The following is a 15,280-nucleotide window of genomic DNA, read 5'->3' on the forward strand; positions in this document are numbered from 1 at the left end:
TCATATATACAATGATTAAAATATTAGCAAACGATGGGATTGATCCCATCGGAAAAGAATTATTAGAAAAAGCAGGTTTCCAGGTTGATACAGAAACCATTCCTCAGGATAAATTAGCCGAGGCTTTGAAAAACTACGATGCCATTACCGTTCGTAGCGCAACAAAAGTTAGAAAAGAATTAATTGATGCCGTTCCGAATATCAAATTAATTGGTAGAGGTGGCGTTGGTATGGATAATATTGATGTAGAATATGCACGCAGTCAGGGTGTTGCAGTGGTAAATACACCAGCTGCATCTTCATTATCTGTTGCTGAATTGGTTTTTTCACATTTATTTACCGGTATCAGGTTTTTACAGGATGCTAACCGTAAAATGCCTTTAGAAGGTGCTACACAATTCAATAACCTTAAAAAAGCTTATGCTAAAGGAACTGAATTAAGCGGCAAAACTATCGGTATTATTGGTTTTGGTCGTATTGGCCGTGCAACTGCAAAAGTGGCTTTAGGCTTAGGTATGAATGTATTAGCTTACGATTTATATCCTTCAGAATCTGAAATTACTTTGGAATTCCAGGGTGGTAAATCCGTAAGTATCCCAATTAAAACAGTTTCATTAGATGAGGTAATTATAGGAAGTGATTTCTTTAGCTTACACACTCCATTTGCTGAAAAACCGATTTTAGGTGCAGCAGAATTCGCTAAAATGAAAAATGGGGTAGGTATTGTAAACTGTTCACGCGGTGGAACAATTGATGAGCCAGCTTTAATTGAAGCCTTAAATTCAGGCAAAGTTTCTTTCGCGGGTTTAGATGTTTTCGATAATGAACCAACTCCATTGGCAGAAATTTTAACACACCCTAAAATCTCATTGACACCACATATTGGTGCATCAACCAACGAAGCACAAGAACGTATTGGTACGGAATTGGCTAAATTGATTATTGAGCATTTTAAGAAATAATAATATTTTAAACCTCGCAGGTTTTTAAAATCTGTGAGGTTTTTCTAAACTAGTCCAACGCATTCGTTGTAACCCAATAACGGTAACCCAATATCACTTTCTGAAAAGTGGTCAGCTTGTTCGGATCTTTTTTATACAAGCTTGGCAGAACAGCCTTGTTTATCTTCGCCAAGATTTTAAACAGTCCTTTTTTCATACCTCTGTAGTTTTCTATTGAAGAAATAAAATCCACCTGCCATTATCAAAATCAAAAAGACAATGATATAGGTTGATAAACCTCCTTTATTTTTTTTCTCTAAATCTTCTTTAAGCTGTGCGTTCTGATCCTGTAATTTTTTAATGGTTTGCATATAACGTTCTATGCGTTCCTGTGAATTATCTGCAACGGCCACTTTTTGTTGATTTTGCAGGTCTTTATAATCCATTAAGACTTTCAGTTCCTTAAAAATATTATTATCGGTTAATACCACCTGACGGAGAATTTCATTTGAATTTTTGATGTCTTTCTTCGTTTGCCACCCAAAAATGCCTGAACGCTGCGCTAAACTTTCATCATATTGGCCAAATTTTGCGCTTCGCTCTTGAAGCAGTGAATTTACTTTATTGCGTTGTGCTGCATAAGCGGCAGTATCCTGTTGCGCAAAAGCTTGAAAACTAAATAAGATAAGCGAGAGCAGATAAAAATATTTCTTCATGTAGATATAAACGCGAAAAGAGTAGAAGTTGTTTTACCTGGTTCACTCGTTCATTTGTCACTCGTTCATTGGTAATGCAAGATGTCCAATATTGATGGTCTTTCTAGTGCTTTAAAATTGGTAGTTACAAGCACTTCGTGCCTAAAAATGACCGTCATCTCGACTGAAACGCAGTGTACTGGAGAAATCTGCCACGATAGATTTCTCAACATCGTTGCACTCCGTCCGAAATGATGGTTTTTCCTCCTTATTCTCCGCATTGATCTTTAGTCTTTCACCTTTAATCTTTCTCCTTTTAAGAATGAAACTCCACCCGTACAATATCACCTAAATGCAAACCTAACAATCCACTCGCTTTACCTTTATTAATGGCAATTTCCAAATGGTTACTAATACCGAACAGACAAAGTTTTTCGCCTTCCGGCACTTCATTATAGTGCCAGCTTAGTTGTGTAATGGTTTCGCTTTTTCTAAAATAAAGGGTAAAATCTCTATTCTTCTGTATTTTGGTAAAAAGATCTTTGGTGATATTGGTAATCACATTGCAAAAAGTATCAATGTACACTACACTTCCACGGATCACATCCCGCTCAATTACAGGATGTAAAAGCATCTTCTGTTCAATCTCTGCTACAGGTAAACCGATGTCTTTCAGTTTGCCACCTTTGGCCAGATGTGTTGCTGCCTTAACAAAAATATCAACCAAGGGGAAGTGCAGGTACTTAAGATCCTGCATAATGTTCAGCTCTACCACATCTTCAGGAACATCATCAAAAAGAAGAGAGAAAATGCCATTGTCAGCCCCTACAAAAAAGTGATCACGGTGCTTTACAGCAATATACTTGGTGTTTTCGCTGTACACAGAATCGATGCCGATTAGGTGTACGGTATTCTTCGGAAAGTAAGGATAAGCATTTTTTAAAACGAAGGCAGCGTACGAAATATTGAATGATGGAACCTCGTGGGTAATATCAACTAAATTAACATTTGGCATAAGACTCAACAAACTACCTTTAAGGGCACTCTGGTAAAAATCTTTTGAACCTAAATCTGTTGTTAAAGTAATTATCCCCATTAAAAATTCATTATTATTGCTTATTCTTGTGTACAGGCCTAAGCGTCTGCAAATATTCAAATTTTAATTAATATACCCCGATAACTTTTTAAAATACTACAGTTTGAACGAATTAAAATTAACCCTGGATACCGTAAATCCTGCTCACTTTTGGGGGCCGAACAATGAGAATTACGAAATGATTAAAGGTGCTTTCGCGAAGTTAAAACTGGTGGCGAGAGGGAGTGATGTTAAGGTTCTCGGTGATGAACAGGAACTTAAGGCTTTCGAAGAGAAGTTTAACCAACTGATTGCGCATCTTGAAAAATATAGCTCGCTAAGCAATAATGATGTAGAAACAATATTAGGTGCAAAGGCAGCGGGCGTTACAAAAAAAGATGTAGAACAACCAACAGGTGGCGGAGGAGAAGTGATTGTTTTTGGTACAAACGGTCTGTTGGTAAAAGCAAGAACTGCAAATCAGCGTAAAATGGTAAGCAGTATTGCTAAAAACGATATTCTGTTTGCCATTGGCCCTGCCGGAACTGGAAAAACATATACTGCAGTAGCACTAGCAGTTAGGGCTTTAAAAAACAAAGAAATTAAACGCATCATTTTAACCAGGCCGGCGGTTGAGGCAGGAGAGAACCTGGGGTTTTTACCAGGCGATTTAAAGGAAAAAATCGATCCGTATTTACGCCCGCTATACGATGCATTAGATGATATGATCCCTGCTGAGAAATTGAAATTCTACATCGAAAACCGTACAATAGAAATTGCACCCCTGGCATTTATGCGTGGCCGTACCTTAGATAATTGCTTTGTGATTTTAGATGAGGCTCAAAATGCTACCGATATGCAGTTAAAAATGTTTTTAACCCGTATGGGGCCAACCGCAAAATTTATTGTTACAGGTGATGTTACACAGATAGATTTACCTAAAAAACAAATGTCGGGCTTATTCAATGGCTTAAGAATTTTAGAAGATATTAAAGGAATTGATATTATTTATCTAAGCGGCGAAGATGTGGTGAGGCATAAACTGGTTAAAGATATCTTAAAAGCTTATGGTGATATTCAATAAATGGAAGGTGTAAGATGGATAATGTAAAACGGAAAAGATTTAATTCTTTTAAAAACATCATCCATCTTATATCAATACATCTCACATCATAATTATGGAAAGTATTTATCTGGAAAATAATTTAAAGCTTTCTTTTGAGAAATTGCAGCAAACCATTCGGTTGATCGTTTCAAGAAATGATGAAGAATGGGTTTGCAGAAAAGAAAAACTTGAAAATTTAATTGCATTTACAGATATTAATCAGGCACATATTTTTAAAGGACGTCTTCAGTTGATTAAATTGGATGATAACATCGGTATTCAGGTTAACAATAAATGTATCAGCACCATTTCAGCAGAAAAATTTAAACAGGCCTTAAATAATTTAAGATAAAGAAACCTGCAGCCTACAAACTGCAGGTTTCTTTATAATATTTTATCTTCTGGCCGCTGTCTTCGAACTAAACACTTTCGGACTTTCGGACTTTTTCCCTATTTTTATCCCCTCATGAAAGCACTTAAAGAAACTCATTTCAATTTCCCAAATCAAAGTAATTTTTACAAGGGTAAAGTCCGCGATGTATACACTATAGCCGACCAGTTTATGGTAATGGTGGTATCTGACCGTATTTCTGCATTCGATGTTGTATTGCCTGAAGCGATTCCATTTAAAGGACAGGTATTAAACCAGATTGCAGCTAAATTTTTAGCAGCTACCCAAGATATCGTTCCCAACTGGGTTTTAGATGTACCAGATCCAATGGTTACCATTGGCCGTATCTGTGAACCATTTAAGGTTGAAATGGTAATCAGAGGTTACTTAGCAGGTCATGCATGGCGTGAATATAGCGCAGGAAAACGTTCGGTATGTGGCGTTTCTTTGCCTGATGGATTGAAAGAAAATGATAAATTGCCTCAGCCAATTATTACACCAACAACAAAAGCTTCTGTTGGGCATGATGAGGATATCTCAAAAGAAGATATTTTAGCAAAAGGTATTGTTTCCATAACCGATTATGAAAAATTAGAGGAATACACTCATGCACTATACCAACGTGGAACTGAGATTGCGGCAAAAAGCGGATTGATTTTAGTTGATACGAAATACGAGTTTGGTATGGCTGATGGTGTAATTTACCTTATCGACGAAATTCACACTCCAGATTCTTCCCGTTATTTTTATGCCGATGGCTATCAGGATCGCCAGGATAACAATGAACCACAGAAACAACTTTCAAAAGAGTTTGTAAGAAAATGGTTAATTGAAAATGGTTTTCAGGGAAAAGATGGACAGGTTATTCCAGAAATGACACCGGAAATTGTAAATTCAATTTCAGAACGTTACATTGAACTTTATGAAAAAATTGTAGGGGAGACCTTTATAAAAGCTGATGCTGATGCAATTTCAAGCCGCATTGAAACTAATGTTTTAAAGGCTTTAGAAACACTTTAAATTCGAAAGAAATTTATACATTAGTACCATAAAGATTAGAGAGATGAAATTTTCAGTAGATAAACACGATAAATATGTAACCTTAAAGTTAGAAGAACATAAGTTTACAAATGACAATGCCCCAGGTTTAAAATCAGAGTTCTATTTGCTTAATGCAGGGGGATTTCAGAACATCATTGTTGATTTAAGTTATGTTACAGAGTGTAGTGATGCACAGGATTTAAGCTGCTTATTGGTTGGCGACAGACTTTGCAAATCGGCAGGCGGATTATTTATTGTAACCGGAATTAATGATGAGCTGGCATCAATTATCGAATTATCAAACATATTTCAATCTGTAACGTTTGTTAATACAATAGATGAAGCTACTGATTTTATCTTTATGGATGAGTTAGAGAAAGAGTTTAGAGGCGCTAAATAACAAAATATTTAAATAACATTCCGGCCTCGTAGTTTCTAAAGATCTACGAGGCTTTTTATATCTTATCATGATGAAATTTGAAGTTACAATTTTAGGAAGCAGTTCTGCAACTCCTGTATTTAACAGGAATCCTTCTGCACAACTGTTAAATTGTAATGAAAAATATTACCTGATTGATTGTGGTGAAGGTACACAACAACAATTGGCTAAATACAACCTTAAAGCAGCTCGTATAGATTATATTTTTATCAGCCACTTACATGGCGATCATTACTTCGGTTTAATCGGATTGCTCTCCAGTTTGCATTTGAATGGCAGATCAAAACCCATGCAGATATTTGGTCCCAGACCTTTATTAGAAATTTTAGAAATCCAGTTTAAATATTCTGATACCATGTTGAGGTATCCAATTGAGTTTTTTCCAATCGAAGCCGATCAGTCCATACAGATATTCGAGAATAACGATTTAATAGTTAAAACCATTATTTTAAATCACCGCATCCCTACAACAGGCTTTATCTTTCAGCAAAAGAAACGACAACGTAAATTAATAAAAGAGAAGACTGATGAAGTGCCTATGGCTTATTATACGGCCTTAAAAAAAGGAATTGATGTAGAACTGCCCAATGGTGATATTTTGCGAAGTGAAGATTATACTACCGAGCCAGATGCACCGCGATGTTATGCCTATTGCTCGGATACCTTGTTTGACGAAAGCTATTTTACGACCATTAAAGACTGCGATACTTTGTACCATGAAGCCACCTTTATGCATGACTTATTGGACAGGGCTAAAGAAACACATCATACAACCGCTTTACAGGCAGCAGAGGTAGCAAAAATTAACGGAGCGAAGAAATTACTCATCGGCCATTTTTCTTCACGTTACAAAACCTTACAAATGCTTTTAGAAGAAGCACAGTCTGTTTTCGAAAATACGGAGTTAGCAGTTGAGGGAAGAACCTTTCAACTTTAGGAATTTTTATCTTTTTTACTGCAACGCACTTAGATAATACACAAAGATTCGCAGAGCTAGGTTCAAAGCAAAGTTAAATACGATCTGCTTATATCTGTGAGGCCTCATAACAGAAGCTTTTACCTTGGATTATGCAATAACTAATTCTATTACTGACTCTAAATTTTCCATTTCACCGCAGAGCACGCAACGAAGTGCAAATTATTTTGAAGTAAAGTGTAGCTAATGATGATGTGTAATCTGAGTTTATCTTCTTAAATCTGCGGGAACCCAATAGAAAATTTCCCCGCGGATTACGCAAATTGCCGCAAAATTAATTCCGTCAATTTTAAATTCGTTTAAAGATTATTCATTGCATTCAGGATGACAAAGAATTGAACTAATCAATTTTACGTGTCATAAAAACATTCATATAGAATTGAACAAAAAAAGCCTTACAATTTAAAACTGTAAGGCTTTTGAATTTATAAAAATTAATTACTTATCTTTTTTATTGCCACCGCCAAATACAGAGAAGTGTACATAACGCTTAGGATTGGCTTTTAAATCAATCATTAATTCATCAAGATTTTTTGAAGCATTATTTAAATTCTGATACATTTTATCGTCGTTTAGTAACAATCCTAAACTGCCTTTTCCACTTTTAATTCCAGAAATTACGCTTTGTAAATCTGCAATAGCATTGTTTGCGTTATCTAAAGTCTGTTTAAAATTAGCAGCAGCAAACTTGTCGGTAACGGTATTAATATTGGTTAAAATATCACTTATCTTTTGGTTGTTGTTATTTAAATTGGCAGTAATGCCTTCTACATTCCTAAAGATGGCTTCAATACGTTTACTTTCCGAACCTACTAAACCGTCAACTTTTTTCGAGGTTGTTTCTAACGAAGCTAATGTACCTGCAATGCTATTAAAACTTTTATCAACGTTTTTCTGGAAGTTAGGGTTCAGGATAGAATTCACACTACTTAAAATAGAGTCCATTTTACCAATGATTAATTCCGCTTTCTTTTGAACCGGCTGTACCTGCTCCATTAAACCTTTTTCTACATTAGCATTTAAGGTAAAGCCATCTTCAGCCATTTTTTTAGAGTTACCTAATGACATTACAATAGCCTTGCTACCCAAAAGATCTGTACCTTCTAAGCGTGCAATACTGTTTTCGGGAATTTCATACTTGCTGTTTACGCTTAACGTAGCAATAATACTGCCGTCTCCCTGTAGCTCCAATTTGGCCACGCGGCCAATCTGATAACCATTAATTAAAATGGGTTTTGATACAGTTAAACCGTCAACCCTGGTATATTTTGCATATAACGTAGTTTCACTTGAGAAAATTGAATTTCCTTTTAAAAAATTATATCCAATTATTAATAAAGCAATGGCAAATGCAGCTAAAATACCTACTTTGGTTTCGTTCTTAATCTTCATGAGTGTTTTATTTAATGGCTACAAGTGCTGAAATATGTTTTCTTCACTTGTTAGAGCGTATTATTTTTTTATTGTGCTAAACCCTATAAATACATAAAGGCGGCACTATTTGTTTGGTATCTGATTTATATTTTTTTCAAAGTTAAAATAACTATCTTTTATAATGACACTTATTTAACCTCAATATTTTTTTTGTATGTTTTTATTGCTTCCAAAATAGAATTGGCGATCTCGTTCTGTCCATTTTGCGAATTAATATATTTTTCTTCCTCTGTATTCGAGATAAAACCTACTTCTGTTAAAACTGCAGGCATACCACAGCGTTGCAATACCAAAACGCCCTGTTCTTTAACACCGCGGCTAAATCGTTCATCCCTTTTGACATAACTATTCTGTACTAATTTGGCAAATTTAATGCTTTTGTCTCTAAAGGTGTTTTTTAAAAGCGATAAAAGTATAAAACTACTCGGGTTACTCGGATCGTAACCATCATATTTACTTTTGTAGTTCTTTTCCAATTTAATATCGGCATTCTCGCGTATGGCTGCATCTTGTTCCTTTAACCGGTGCGATCCTGCAACCAATGTTTCAACACCTTTAATATGTTTGTTACCCGGAGGCATTGAATTACAATGTATAGATATAAAAAGATCTGCTTTAGCTTCGTTCGCTATTTCGGCCCTTCTGTATAAATCAACGTCTATATCTTTTTTTCGTGTGAAAATTACCTTAATTTCGGGCATTTCCTCATTTAATAATGCACCTAGCTTCAAAGCAACCTTTAACGAAATATCTTTTTCTTTCGAAAAACTACCGGAGGCACCAGGTTTTCTGCCACCATGACCAGGATCAATAACAATTGTTTTGATCTTATAACTTTGGGCGGATACTTTTTCAACAACCAGTAACGAAAATAAAAGTATTGTAATCAGAAGTTTAATCTTCATGCATTAGGATATTAAAATGATGTTTCGGCTATACGTTTATAATTTTTAATCGCTTTAATAATGCCACTCACAATTTCATTTTGTCCTTCAGCAGAGTTCATATAGTCCTCTTCTTCCGGATTACTCACAAAACCTATTTCCGTTAATACAGCAGGCATCGCAGCACGGGCCAGAACGGCAAGGCTTTTCTCTTGTACGCCCCGGTTGATCCGGCCAGCATTAACATATTCCTGTTGAAGCATTGAAGCAAATTTTAAACTTCTATCTCTATTGGTTTGTTTCATTAAGGATAACATAATGTCACTTTCAGGGGTATTTGCAATAAAACCCTCGTAGTTTTTCTGATAATTCTCCTCCAGAAACATGGATGCATTTTCCCTTTTGATCACCTCATCCTGCTCACCTAAACGGCGTGTTCCAGATACGAAGGTTTCTGTTCCTCTTGTTGAGGTACTCTTAGAGGTAACCGTTCTGTAAACAGGTACTTTTCTACCCCGTACTTTCTTATAATAATCTACCACTCTTGATACCCTAACAGGCATATCATTTAAGTGAATGGAAATAAATAAATCGGCCTTTGCATTATTGGCAATATTGATACGCTCATATAAAGGAATAAACACATCCGACTCGCGGGTATAAATAACTTTAATATCTTTCAAACTATCCTGAAGCGCGCGGCCAAGATTTAATGCGGTTTTAAGTGCCACATCTTTTTCCTTAGAATACACTCCATGGGTTGCACCATCTTTACCACCGTGACCGGCGTCGATCACAATTGTTTTAATTTTATATTCCTGTGCAAATGCCTGATTATCAAACGAATTTGATAACACTAAATAAATAATAATTGTTAAAATGGATTTAAGATACATCAATGGTATATTTTTCACTAATTTTGAACGTTTTTGATTAAACATCGGTGCAAAAATAACATTCAAACACGAATTTGAAACTCCTTAAGAGCTCTATTTTATTAATATCTGTCATTTTATTAACACTTGTTGTTGGTAAAGCTAACGCATTTTCTCATTTTTCATTGCAACAAATCATAAAGCAAGACACAACCAAAAAGGATACGACTAAAAAGACAGGTAAAAATAATAGTAGTATCGACCAGAAAGTAGAATACAAAGCAGAGGATTCGGTAAAAATGAGTGCCGATAAAAGTATTGTCTATCTATATGGAAACGCAAGGGTGGTATACGGTGATTTTGAGCTAGATGCGGCGTATATCAAGTATGATAAAAAGCAAAATTCTATTTTCGCACGTGGCGTTAAAGATCCAAAAACTGGCAGATATACCGGAAAACCGATCTTTAAATCAGGTGCCGAGGGGACTGCCATAGCCGATTCTATTTTTTACAATTCAGAAACAACCCGGGCCAAAGTATATGGTGTTTTTTCGGAGCAGGAAGGTGGTTTCTTCTCTGGCGGACAGAGTAAAAAGCAAATAGATGATGAGCTGCACATTAAAAATGTAATGTACAGTACCTGTAATCTTCCACATCCGCATTTTGGATTAATGATTTCTAAAGGGGTAGTAACAGAAAAACAGATTATTACCGGGCCAGTTTACATGATTATTGAAGACATTCCTACTTTCCTGGGGCTGCCATTCGCATTTTTTCCTAAACCAAACAAACGAACATCAGGCGTAATCCTTCCTACACCAGGTGAAGATGCGACAAGGGGGTTTTTCTTACAGAACGGTGGTTATTATCTCGGATTAAACGATTATTGGGATGCTAAACTTTTAGGTTCTATTTATACCAACGGCTCTTATGAAGCAAGCGTACTGAGTAATTATACCAAAAGATATAAATACAACGGTAATATCAACTTAGCTTACTCTAGTTTCAAAGATGGTTTAGAAGGTACTGAAGCTTTTAAAAACCCAACCAAAAACTTTAGCATTAACTGGAGTCATAGCCAAAATGCCAATGCCAATCCTGGGACTACATTTAGCGCCAGTGTAAGATTGGTATCAACAGGAAGAAAAGGATACTATAAAAATACTGCTGCTGGTGCCAGCTATGATATTAATACGATTGCAACCAATTCTACAAGTAGTAGTATCAGTTATGCCAAGGCTTATTCGAACGGTATGAATTTCTCTTTGTCTGCATCAAGTGATCAGACTTTAAGTACAAGAGCAATATCGCTTAGGTTACCTGAAATGACTTTCAACGTGCCTACATTTAACCCATTTAGCTCTAAAAATGCAGTAGGCGAGCAAAAATGGTATCAAAAAATTACGGTAGGTTATAGCTTACAGGGAACAAACCGAATTGATACTTTTGACAGTTTACTTTTTCAAAATGACGGTTTGAAACGTTTAAGGAGTGGCTTTTCGCACAGTATTCCTATAAATATGTCGTTCACAGCTTTGAAATATCTTAACTTTAGCCTGGGCGGTACCTACAACGAAGTCTGGAATTTCCAGAGTGTAAACAGAAGATATACCAGTTATGCGGATAATACTTATTCTTTTAGAGAAGATACTCTTAGTGGCTTTAAAAGAGCAGGTAGTTACAGTTTGTCAACCAGTATGTCGACTAAAATTTACGGAAGAAGAGATTTTAATCCGGCCGGTAAGATACAGGCAATGAGGCATGTAATGACCCCAAATGTATCTTTCTCTTACTCTCCGGATTTTACCAAAGCAGGGGCAGGGCCTTTTAGACCCGCAATAAATCAGGATGGGAATCAAATTTATATAAGCGGGCAACCTTTAAAATATTCTATTTTTGATGGTATGGCACAGCCAGGCTCTTTTGGTGGCGCCAATGCATCTATTGGTTTTGGCTTGGATAATACAGTCGAACTAAAGGTGAGGAATAAGAATGATACAACAGGAACAGGCTCAAAAAAGATTCCAATCATCCAGGGTTTGAGTTTTAGTGGTTCATATAATTTCCTGGCTACATCCTACAAATTATCGACTATCGGCTTTAGTGGTAGATCTCAGTTTACTGATAAACTGGGGATTAACTACAACGGAACCTTAGATCCTTATACACTGGGAGCAGATACTATACCAGGTTCTACACGGCAGATCAGACAAGACCGTTATTTCTGGCAAAGTGGTAAATTTTTACCGCGCCTGGCTAATTTTGGTTTCTCATTCGACTACAGTTTAAACCCAGAGGCGTTAAAACGTAAAAATGAGGCTAACGACAAATTGGGAGAGGCAGCCAACAAAAAGGGATTGACCGATATACAGTCTGAGCAATTGGCGGCTATAAGCCGTGATCCGAATGCATTTGTTGATTTTAACATTCCATGGAATTTCTCGTTTTCATATAGTTTTCAATATTCAAATGATGGAAACAACAATACAATTTCGAATACATTAAACTTTAATGGTGATGTTAATTTAACACCAAAATGGAAGGTTACTTTTAACTCCGGCTACGATTTTAAGAATAATGGCTTAACGCCAATGAATTTAGCAATTTACCGCGATTTACATTGCTGGGATATGAGTGTAAACTGGGTTCCATATGGTGCTTACAAGAGTTATTCTGTTACCATAAAAGTTAAGGCATCGATATTACAGGATTTAAAATTGAGCAAAAGACAGGGTTTTTACAGCACATACCGATAAATTTATGCTAGCCGAAATAATTACCATTGGTGATGAGATACTCATTGGCCAAATCGTTGATACCAATTCTGCCTGGATGGCTAAACAGTTAAATTTAATTGGCGTTTCCGTGAAGCAGATCACCTCAGTTTCTGATGATGAACAACATATTTTAGAAGCACTCGAACTTGCCGAAAAACGAGCAGACCTTGTTTTAATTACTGGTGGTCTGGGCCCCACCAAAGATGATATTACCAAGAAAACTTTGGCAAAGTATTTTAATATGGGCTTTCGTAATGATCCCGATGCATTGGAAATTGTTCGTCAGATTTTCGAAAAATACAAACGTCCGTTATTGGATATCAATATTCAGCAAGCCGATGTTCCTGATGGTTGTGAGGTCATTGTAAATAAAAATGGTACTGCGCCTTGCATGTGGTTTGAACAAAACAACACCATTTTTGTATCCATGCCAGGTGTGCCTTACGAAATGATGTACCTGATGGATGATGAAATTCTACCTAGAATTACAAGCAGATTTAAGTTGCCGTTTATTATTCATAAAACGATTCTTACTGCCAATATAGGCGAATCATTTCTAGCCAAAGAGATTGAGGAAATAGAAGATAACTTACCGGAGCATATCAAACTGGCTTATCTGCCAAAATTAGGGCAAGTACGTTTACGTTTGTCAGCCAAAGGCGATAATGAAGCAGAATTACATAAAGAGATTGAGCTTTACGCCAGACAGATCATATCAAAAGTGAATAAGTTTGTGGTAACCGATGAAGATATTCCCCTTGAAAAAGCGATTCTGAACCTGATGAAAAGTAAAGGACTTACTTTATCGACAGCAGAAAGCTGTACCGGTGGTTACATTGCACATTTAATTACGCAACACGCTGGTTCTTCTTCAGTATATTGGGGCGGGGCAGTAGCCTATGCTTACGAACTTAAAGAATCTATTCTTGGCGTAGAAGAAAGTACGTTAAACACTTTCGGTGCCGTAAGTGAGCAAACTGTAACAGAAATGGCAGAAGGTGCAATTAAACATTTTAAAACAGATTATGCAATTGCGGTTAGTGGTATTGCTGGTCCGGGGGGTGGGACAGAAGATAAACCAGTTGGTACAGTATGGATTGCAATTTCTTCAAAAAACAAAACTGTAGCTAAGGTGTTTAATTTCAGTAACAAACGGATTCAAAACATTGAACGTTCTGCTGCATCGGCATTGGCCATGTTATTAAATCTCCTTAAAGAAACAGTTTAGAAAGAATAAAAACTGTATTTTTGTAGCGTTACCAATATAAAATACTGTAATTTAATATGGCTCAATACGAACTATTGTTACCAAAAATGGGTGAGAGTGTTGCGGAAGCAACGGTGATTAAATGGGTAAAACAACCAGGTGATTCTATTGATTTAGATGATACCATTCTGGAAATCGCTACTGATAAGGTAGATTCTGAAGTTCCATCTCCGGTTGCCGGTAAATTGGTAAAACAGTTATTTGCTGCAGATGAAGTTGCTCAGGTGGGCGATGTAATTGCCATTATTGAAACCGAAGGCAGAGATGACGCTACAACTAAAGCTACAGTTGCAGAAAAACCAATAGCTGAAGAAAAAATTGAGACTATTCCCGGTATTGAACAACTACCATCAGAAAATGCGAACGTAGCAACTGATTTCAGCGCGTCTGAACGCTTTTATTCCCCTCTGGTTAAAAGTATTGCTGCTCAAGAAAATATTTCATTAGCTGAGTTAGATGCAATTAAAGGCTCTGGTGCTGACGGACGGTTAACTAAAGATGACTTGTTAGTATATATCGCTGATAACAATAATGGAGAATCCATTTCAAAAACTAAAACAGTTGTTTTAACGCCACCTGCTCCACCAATAAGCCAAATAGTAGAAAATAAAGTAAGTTCAGCACCGGTTGTAAATAAAACCTCAACAACCAGTGTGAGTGGTGGCGACGAAATTATTGAGATGGACAGGATGCGCAAGCTGATTGCCGATCATATGGTAATGAGTAAAACCACTTCTCCGCATGTTACTTCTTTTGTTGAAGCCGATGTAACCAATATGGTTTTATGGCGTAATAAAGTAAAAAATAGTTTCGAGAAACGTGAAAATGAAAAAATAACGTTTACTCCAATATTTGTAGAAGCAGTTGCTAAAGCGATAAAGGATTTCCCGATGATCAATGTTTCAGTTAATGGAACACAGATTATCAAAAAACGTGATATCAATATTGGTATGGCTGCTGCTTTACCAAGTGGAAATCTAATCGTTCCTGTAATTAGAAATGCTGATCAGTTAAATTTGGTTGGCTTAACAAAAGCAGTTAACGATTTGGCTGCAAGAGCGAGAAACTCTAAATTAAAGCCTGATGAAACGCAAGGTGGAACTTTTACATTAACCAACGTGGGTAGTTTCGGAAATGTAATGGGCACGCCAATTATTAACCAGCCACAGGTGGCAATTTTGGCAGTTGGCGCCATTAAAAAGAAACCTGCAGTGTTGGAAACCGAGCACGGTGATGTGATTGCGATCAGGCATATGATGTTTTTATCATTATCGTACGACCACAGGGTTGTAGATGGTTCTCTTGGAGGAATGTTTGTGCGGAGAGTTGCAGATTATTTAGAAAGCTGGGACCTAAACAGAGAAATTTAATTCAGTTTGC

Annotated in this window: 14 protein-coding genes; 9 read left to right on the forward strand and 5 right to left on the reverse strand. The window is 36.5% G+C overall.

The window, feature by feature from the left end:
• The first annotated feature begins 11 nt into the window (after window positions 1–11).
• A complete protein-coding gene (locus IM793_RS08950) occupies window positions 12–962 on the forward strand; it encodes a D-2-hydroxyacid dehydrogenase (protein ID WP_193420663.1) in 951 nt (316 codons plus the stop codon).
• 176 nt (window positions 963–1,138) lie between these two features.
• Here IM793_RS08950 and IM793_RS08955 read toward each other — a convergent pair whose 3' ends face one another.
• Complete coding sequence (locus tag IM793_RS08955; RefSeq protein WP_193420664.1) at window positions 1,139–1,657, reverse strand: hypothetical protein; 519 nt, start codon at window positions 1,655–1,657, stop codon at window positions 1,139–1,141.
• Between the two features lie 295 nt (window positions 1,658–1,952).
• Window positions 1,953–2,732: an S-adenosyl-l-methionine hydroxide adenosyltransferase family protein gene (locus IM793_RS08960; protein WP_121284777.1), complete on the reverse strand. Its 780-nt coding sequence runs from the start codon at window positions 2,730–2,732 to the stop codon at window positions 1,953–1,955.
• Window positions 2,733–2,835: 103 nt separating this feature from the next.
• Between IM793_RS08960 and IM793_RS08965 the strand changes: the two genes are divergently transcribed.
• The 5 genes from IM793_RS08965 (at window position 2,836) to IM793_RS08985 (ending at window position 6,624) form a co-directional block, all read left to right on the forward strand.
• Window positions 2,836–3,795 (forward strand): PhoH family protein, encoded by a 960-nt coding sequence (locus IM793_RS08965; RefSeq protein WP_132397547.1) that lies wholly within the window; start codon window positions 2,836–2,838, stop codon window positions 3,793–3,795.
• A gap of 94 nt (window positions 3,796–3,889) precedes the next feature.
• Window positions 3,890–4,168, forward strand: coding sequence for a hypothetical protein (locus tag IM793_RS08970; protein ID WP_193420665.1), 279 nt, complete (start codon window positions 3,890–3,892; stop codon window positions 4,166–4,168).
• Window positions 4,169–4,282: 114 nt separating this feature from the next.
• On the forward strand, window positions 4,283–5,227 hold the full coding sequence (locus IM793_RS08975) for a phosphoribosylaminoimidazolesuccinocarboxamide synthase (RefSeq protein WP_193420666.1): 945 nt from the start codon (window positions 4,283–4,285) through the stop codon (window positions 5,225–5,227).
• Window positions 5,228–5,270: 43 nt separating this feature from the next.
• Window positions 5,271–5,648: an STAS domain-containing protein gene (locus tag IM793_RS08980; RefSeq protein WP_193420667.1), complete on the forward strand. Its 378-nt coding sequence runs from the start codon at window positions 5,271–5,273 to the stop codon at window positions 5,646–5,648.
• 70 nt (window positions 5,649–5,718) lie between these two features.
• Entirely contained in the window at window positions 5,719–6,624 is a 906-nt protein-coding gene (locus IM793_RS08985; protein ID WP_193420969.1) for a ribonuclease Z, read from the forward strand.
• A gap of 477 nt (window positions 6,625–7,101) precedes the next feature.
• Here IM793_RS08985 and IM793_RS08990 read toward each other — a convergent pair whose 3' ends face one another.
• The 3 genes from IM793_RS08990 to IM793_RS09000 all read right to left on the reverse strand — a co-directional run bounded on the left by IM793_RS08990 (window position 7,102) and on the right by IM793_RS09000 (window position 9,877).
• Window positions 7,102–8,055 (reverse strand): MlaD family protein, encoded by a 954-nt coding sequence (locus IM793_RS08990; RefSeq protein ID WP_121284782.1) that lies wholly within the window; start codon window positions 8,053–8,055, stop codon window positions 7,102–7,104.
• 170 nt (window positions 8,056–8,225) lie between these two features.
• Window positions 8,226–9,002, reverse strand: a complete 777-nt coding sequence (locus tag IM793_RS08995; RefSeq protein WP_193420668.1) for an N-acetylmuramoyl-L-alanine amidase — start codon at window positions 9,000–9,002, stop codon at window positions 8,226–8,228.
• An 11-nt stretch (window positions 9,003–9,013) separates the two neighbouring features.
• On the reverse strand, window positions 9,014–9,877 hold the full coding sequence (locus IM793_RS09000; RefSeq protein WP_138822336.1) for an N-acetylmuramoyl-L-alanine amidase: 864 nt from the start codon (window positions 9,875–9,877) through the stop codon (window positions 9,014–9,016).
• A gap of 164 nt (window positions 9,878–10,041) precedes the next feature.
• Here IM793_RS09000 and IM793_RS09005 point away from each other — a divergent pair, with 164 nt between their 5' ends.
• From IM793_RS09005 to IM793_RS09015, 3 genes are read left to right on the forward strand one after another with little or no spacing between them, the layout of a single operon-like run.
• Complete coding sequence (locus tag IM793_RS09005) at window positions 10,042–12,612, forward strand: putative LPS assembly protein LptD (protein ID WP_227256192.1); 2,571 nt, start codon at window positions 10,042–10,044, stop codon at window positions 12,610–12,612.
• Window positions 12,613–12,616: 4 nt separating this feature from the next.
• Window positions 12,617–13,861 carry a competence/damage-inducible protein A gene (locus IM793_RS09010; RefSeq protein WP_193420670.1) on the forward strand — a complete coding sequence of 415 codons (1,245 nt, stop codon included), beginning with the start codon at window positions 12,617–12,619 and terminating at the stop codon, window positions 13,859–13,861.
• A 56-nt stretch (window positions 13,862–13,917) separates the two neighbouring features.
• Complete coding sequence (locus tag IM793_RS09015; protein ID WP_193420671.1) at window positions 13,918–15,270, forward strand: dihydrolipoamide acetyltransferase family protein; 1,353 nt, start codon at window positions 13,918–13,920, stop codon at window positions 15,268–15,270.
• Window positions 15,271–15,280 lie beyond the last annotated feature (10 nt).

This window comes from Pedobacter sp. MR2016-19, from assembly GCF_014947265.1.
Lineage (GTDB): Bacteria > Bacteroidota > Bacteroidia > Sphingobacteriales > Sphingobacteriaceae > Pedobacter.

Coding starts and splice junctions, on each gene's coding strand:
- IM793_RS08950 (WP_193420663.1), top strand. CDS start 12: ATGATTAAAATATTAGCAAACGATGGGATTGATCCCATCGGAAAAGAA.
- IM793_RS08955 (WP_193420664.1), bottom strand. CDS start 1,657: ATGAAGAAATATTTTTATCTGCTCTCGCTTATCTTATTTAGTTTTCAA.
- IM793_RS08960 (WP_121284777.1), bottom strand. CDS start 2,732: ATGGGGATAATTACTTTAACAACAGATTTAGGTTCAAAAGATTTTTAC.
- IM793_RS08970 (WP_193420665.1), top strand. CDS start 3,890: ATGGAAAGTATTTATCTGGAAAATAATTTAAAGCTTTCTTTTGAGAAA.
- IM793_RS08975 (WP_193420666.1), top strand. CDS start 4,283: ATGAAAGCACTTAAAGAAACTCATTTCAATTTCCCAAATCAAAGTAAT.
- IM793_RS08980 (WP_193420667.1), top strand. CDS start 5,271: ATGAAATTTTCAGTAGATAAACACGATAAATATGTAACCTTAAAGTTA.
- IM793_RS08985 (WP_193420969.1), top strand. CDS start 5,719: ATGAAATTTGAAGTTACAATTTTAGGAAGCAGTTCTGCAACTCCTGTA.
- IM793_RS08990 (WP_121284782.1), bottom strand. CDS start 8,055: ATGAAGATTAAGAACGAAACCAAAGTAGGTATTTTAGCTGCATTTGCC.
- IM793_RS08995 (WP_193420668.1), bottom strand. CDS start 9,002: ATGAAGATTAAACTTCTGATTACAATACTTTTATTTTCGTTACTGGTT.
- IM793_RS09000 (WP_138822336.1), bottom strand. CDS start 9,877: ATGTATCTTAAATCCATTTTAACAATTATTATTTATTTAGTGTTATCA.
- IM793_RS09010 (WP_193420670.1), top strand. CDS start 12,617: ATGCTAGCCGAAATAATTACCATTGGTGATGAGATACTCATTGGCCAA.
- IM793_RS09015 (WP_193420671.1), top strand. CDS start 13,918: ATGGCTCAATACGAACTATTGTTACCAAAAATGGGTGAGAGTGTTGCG.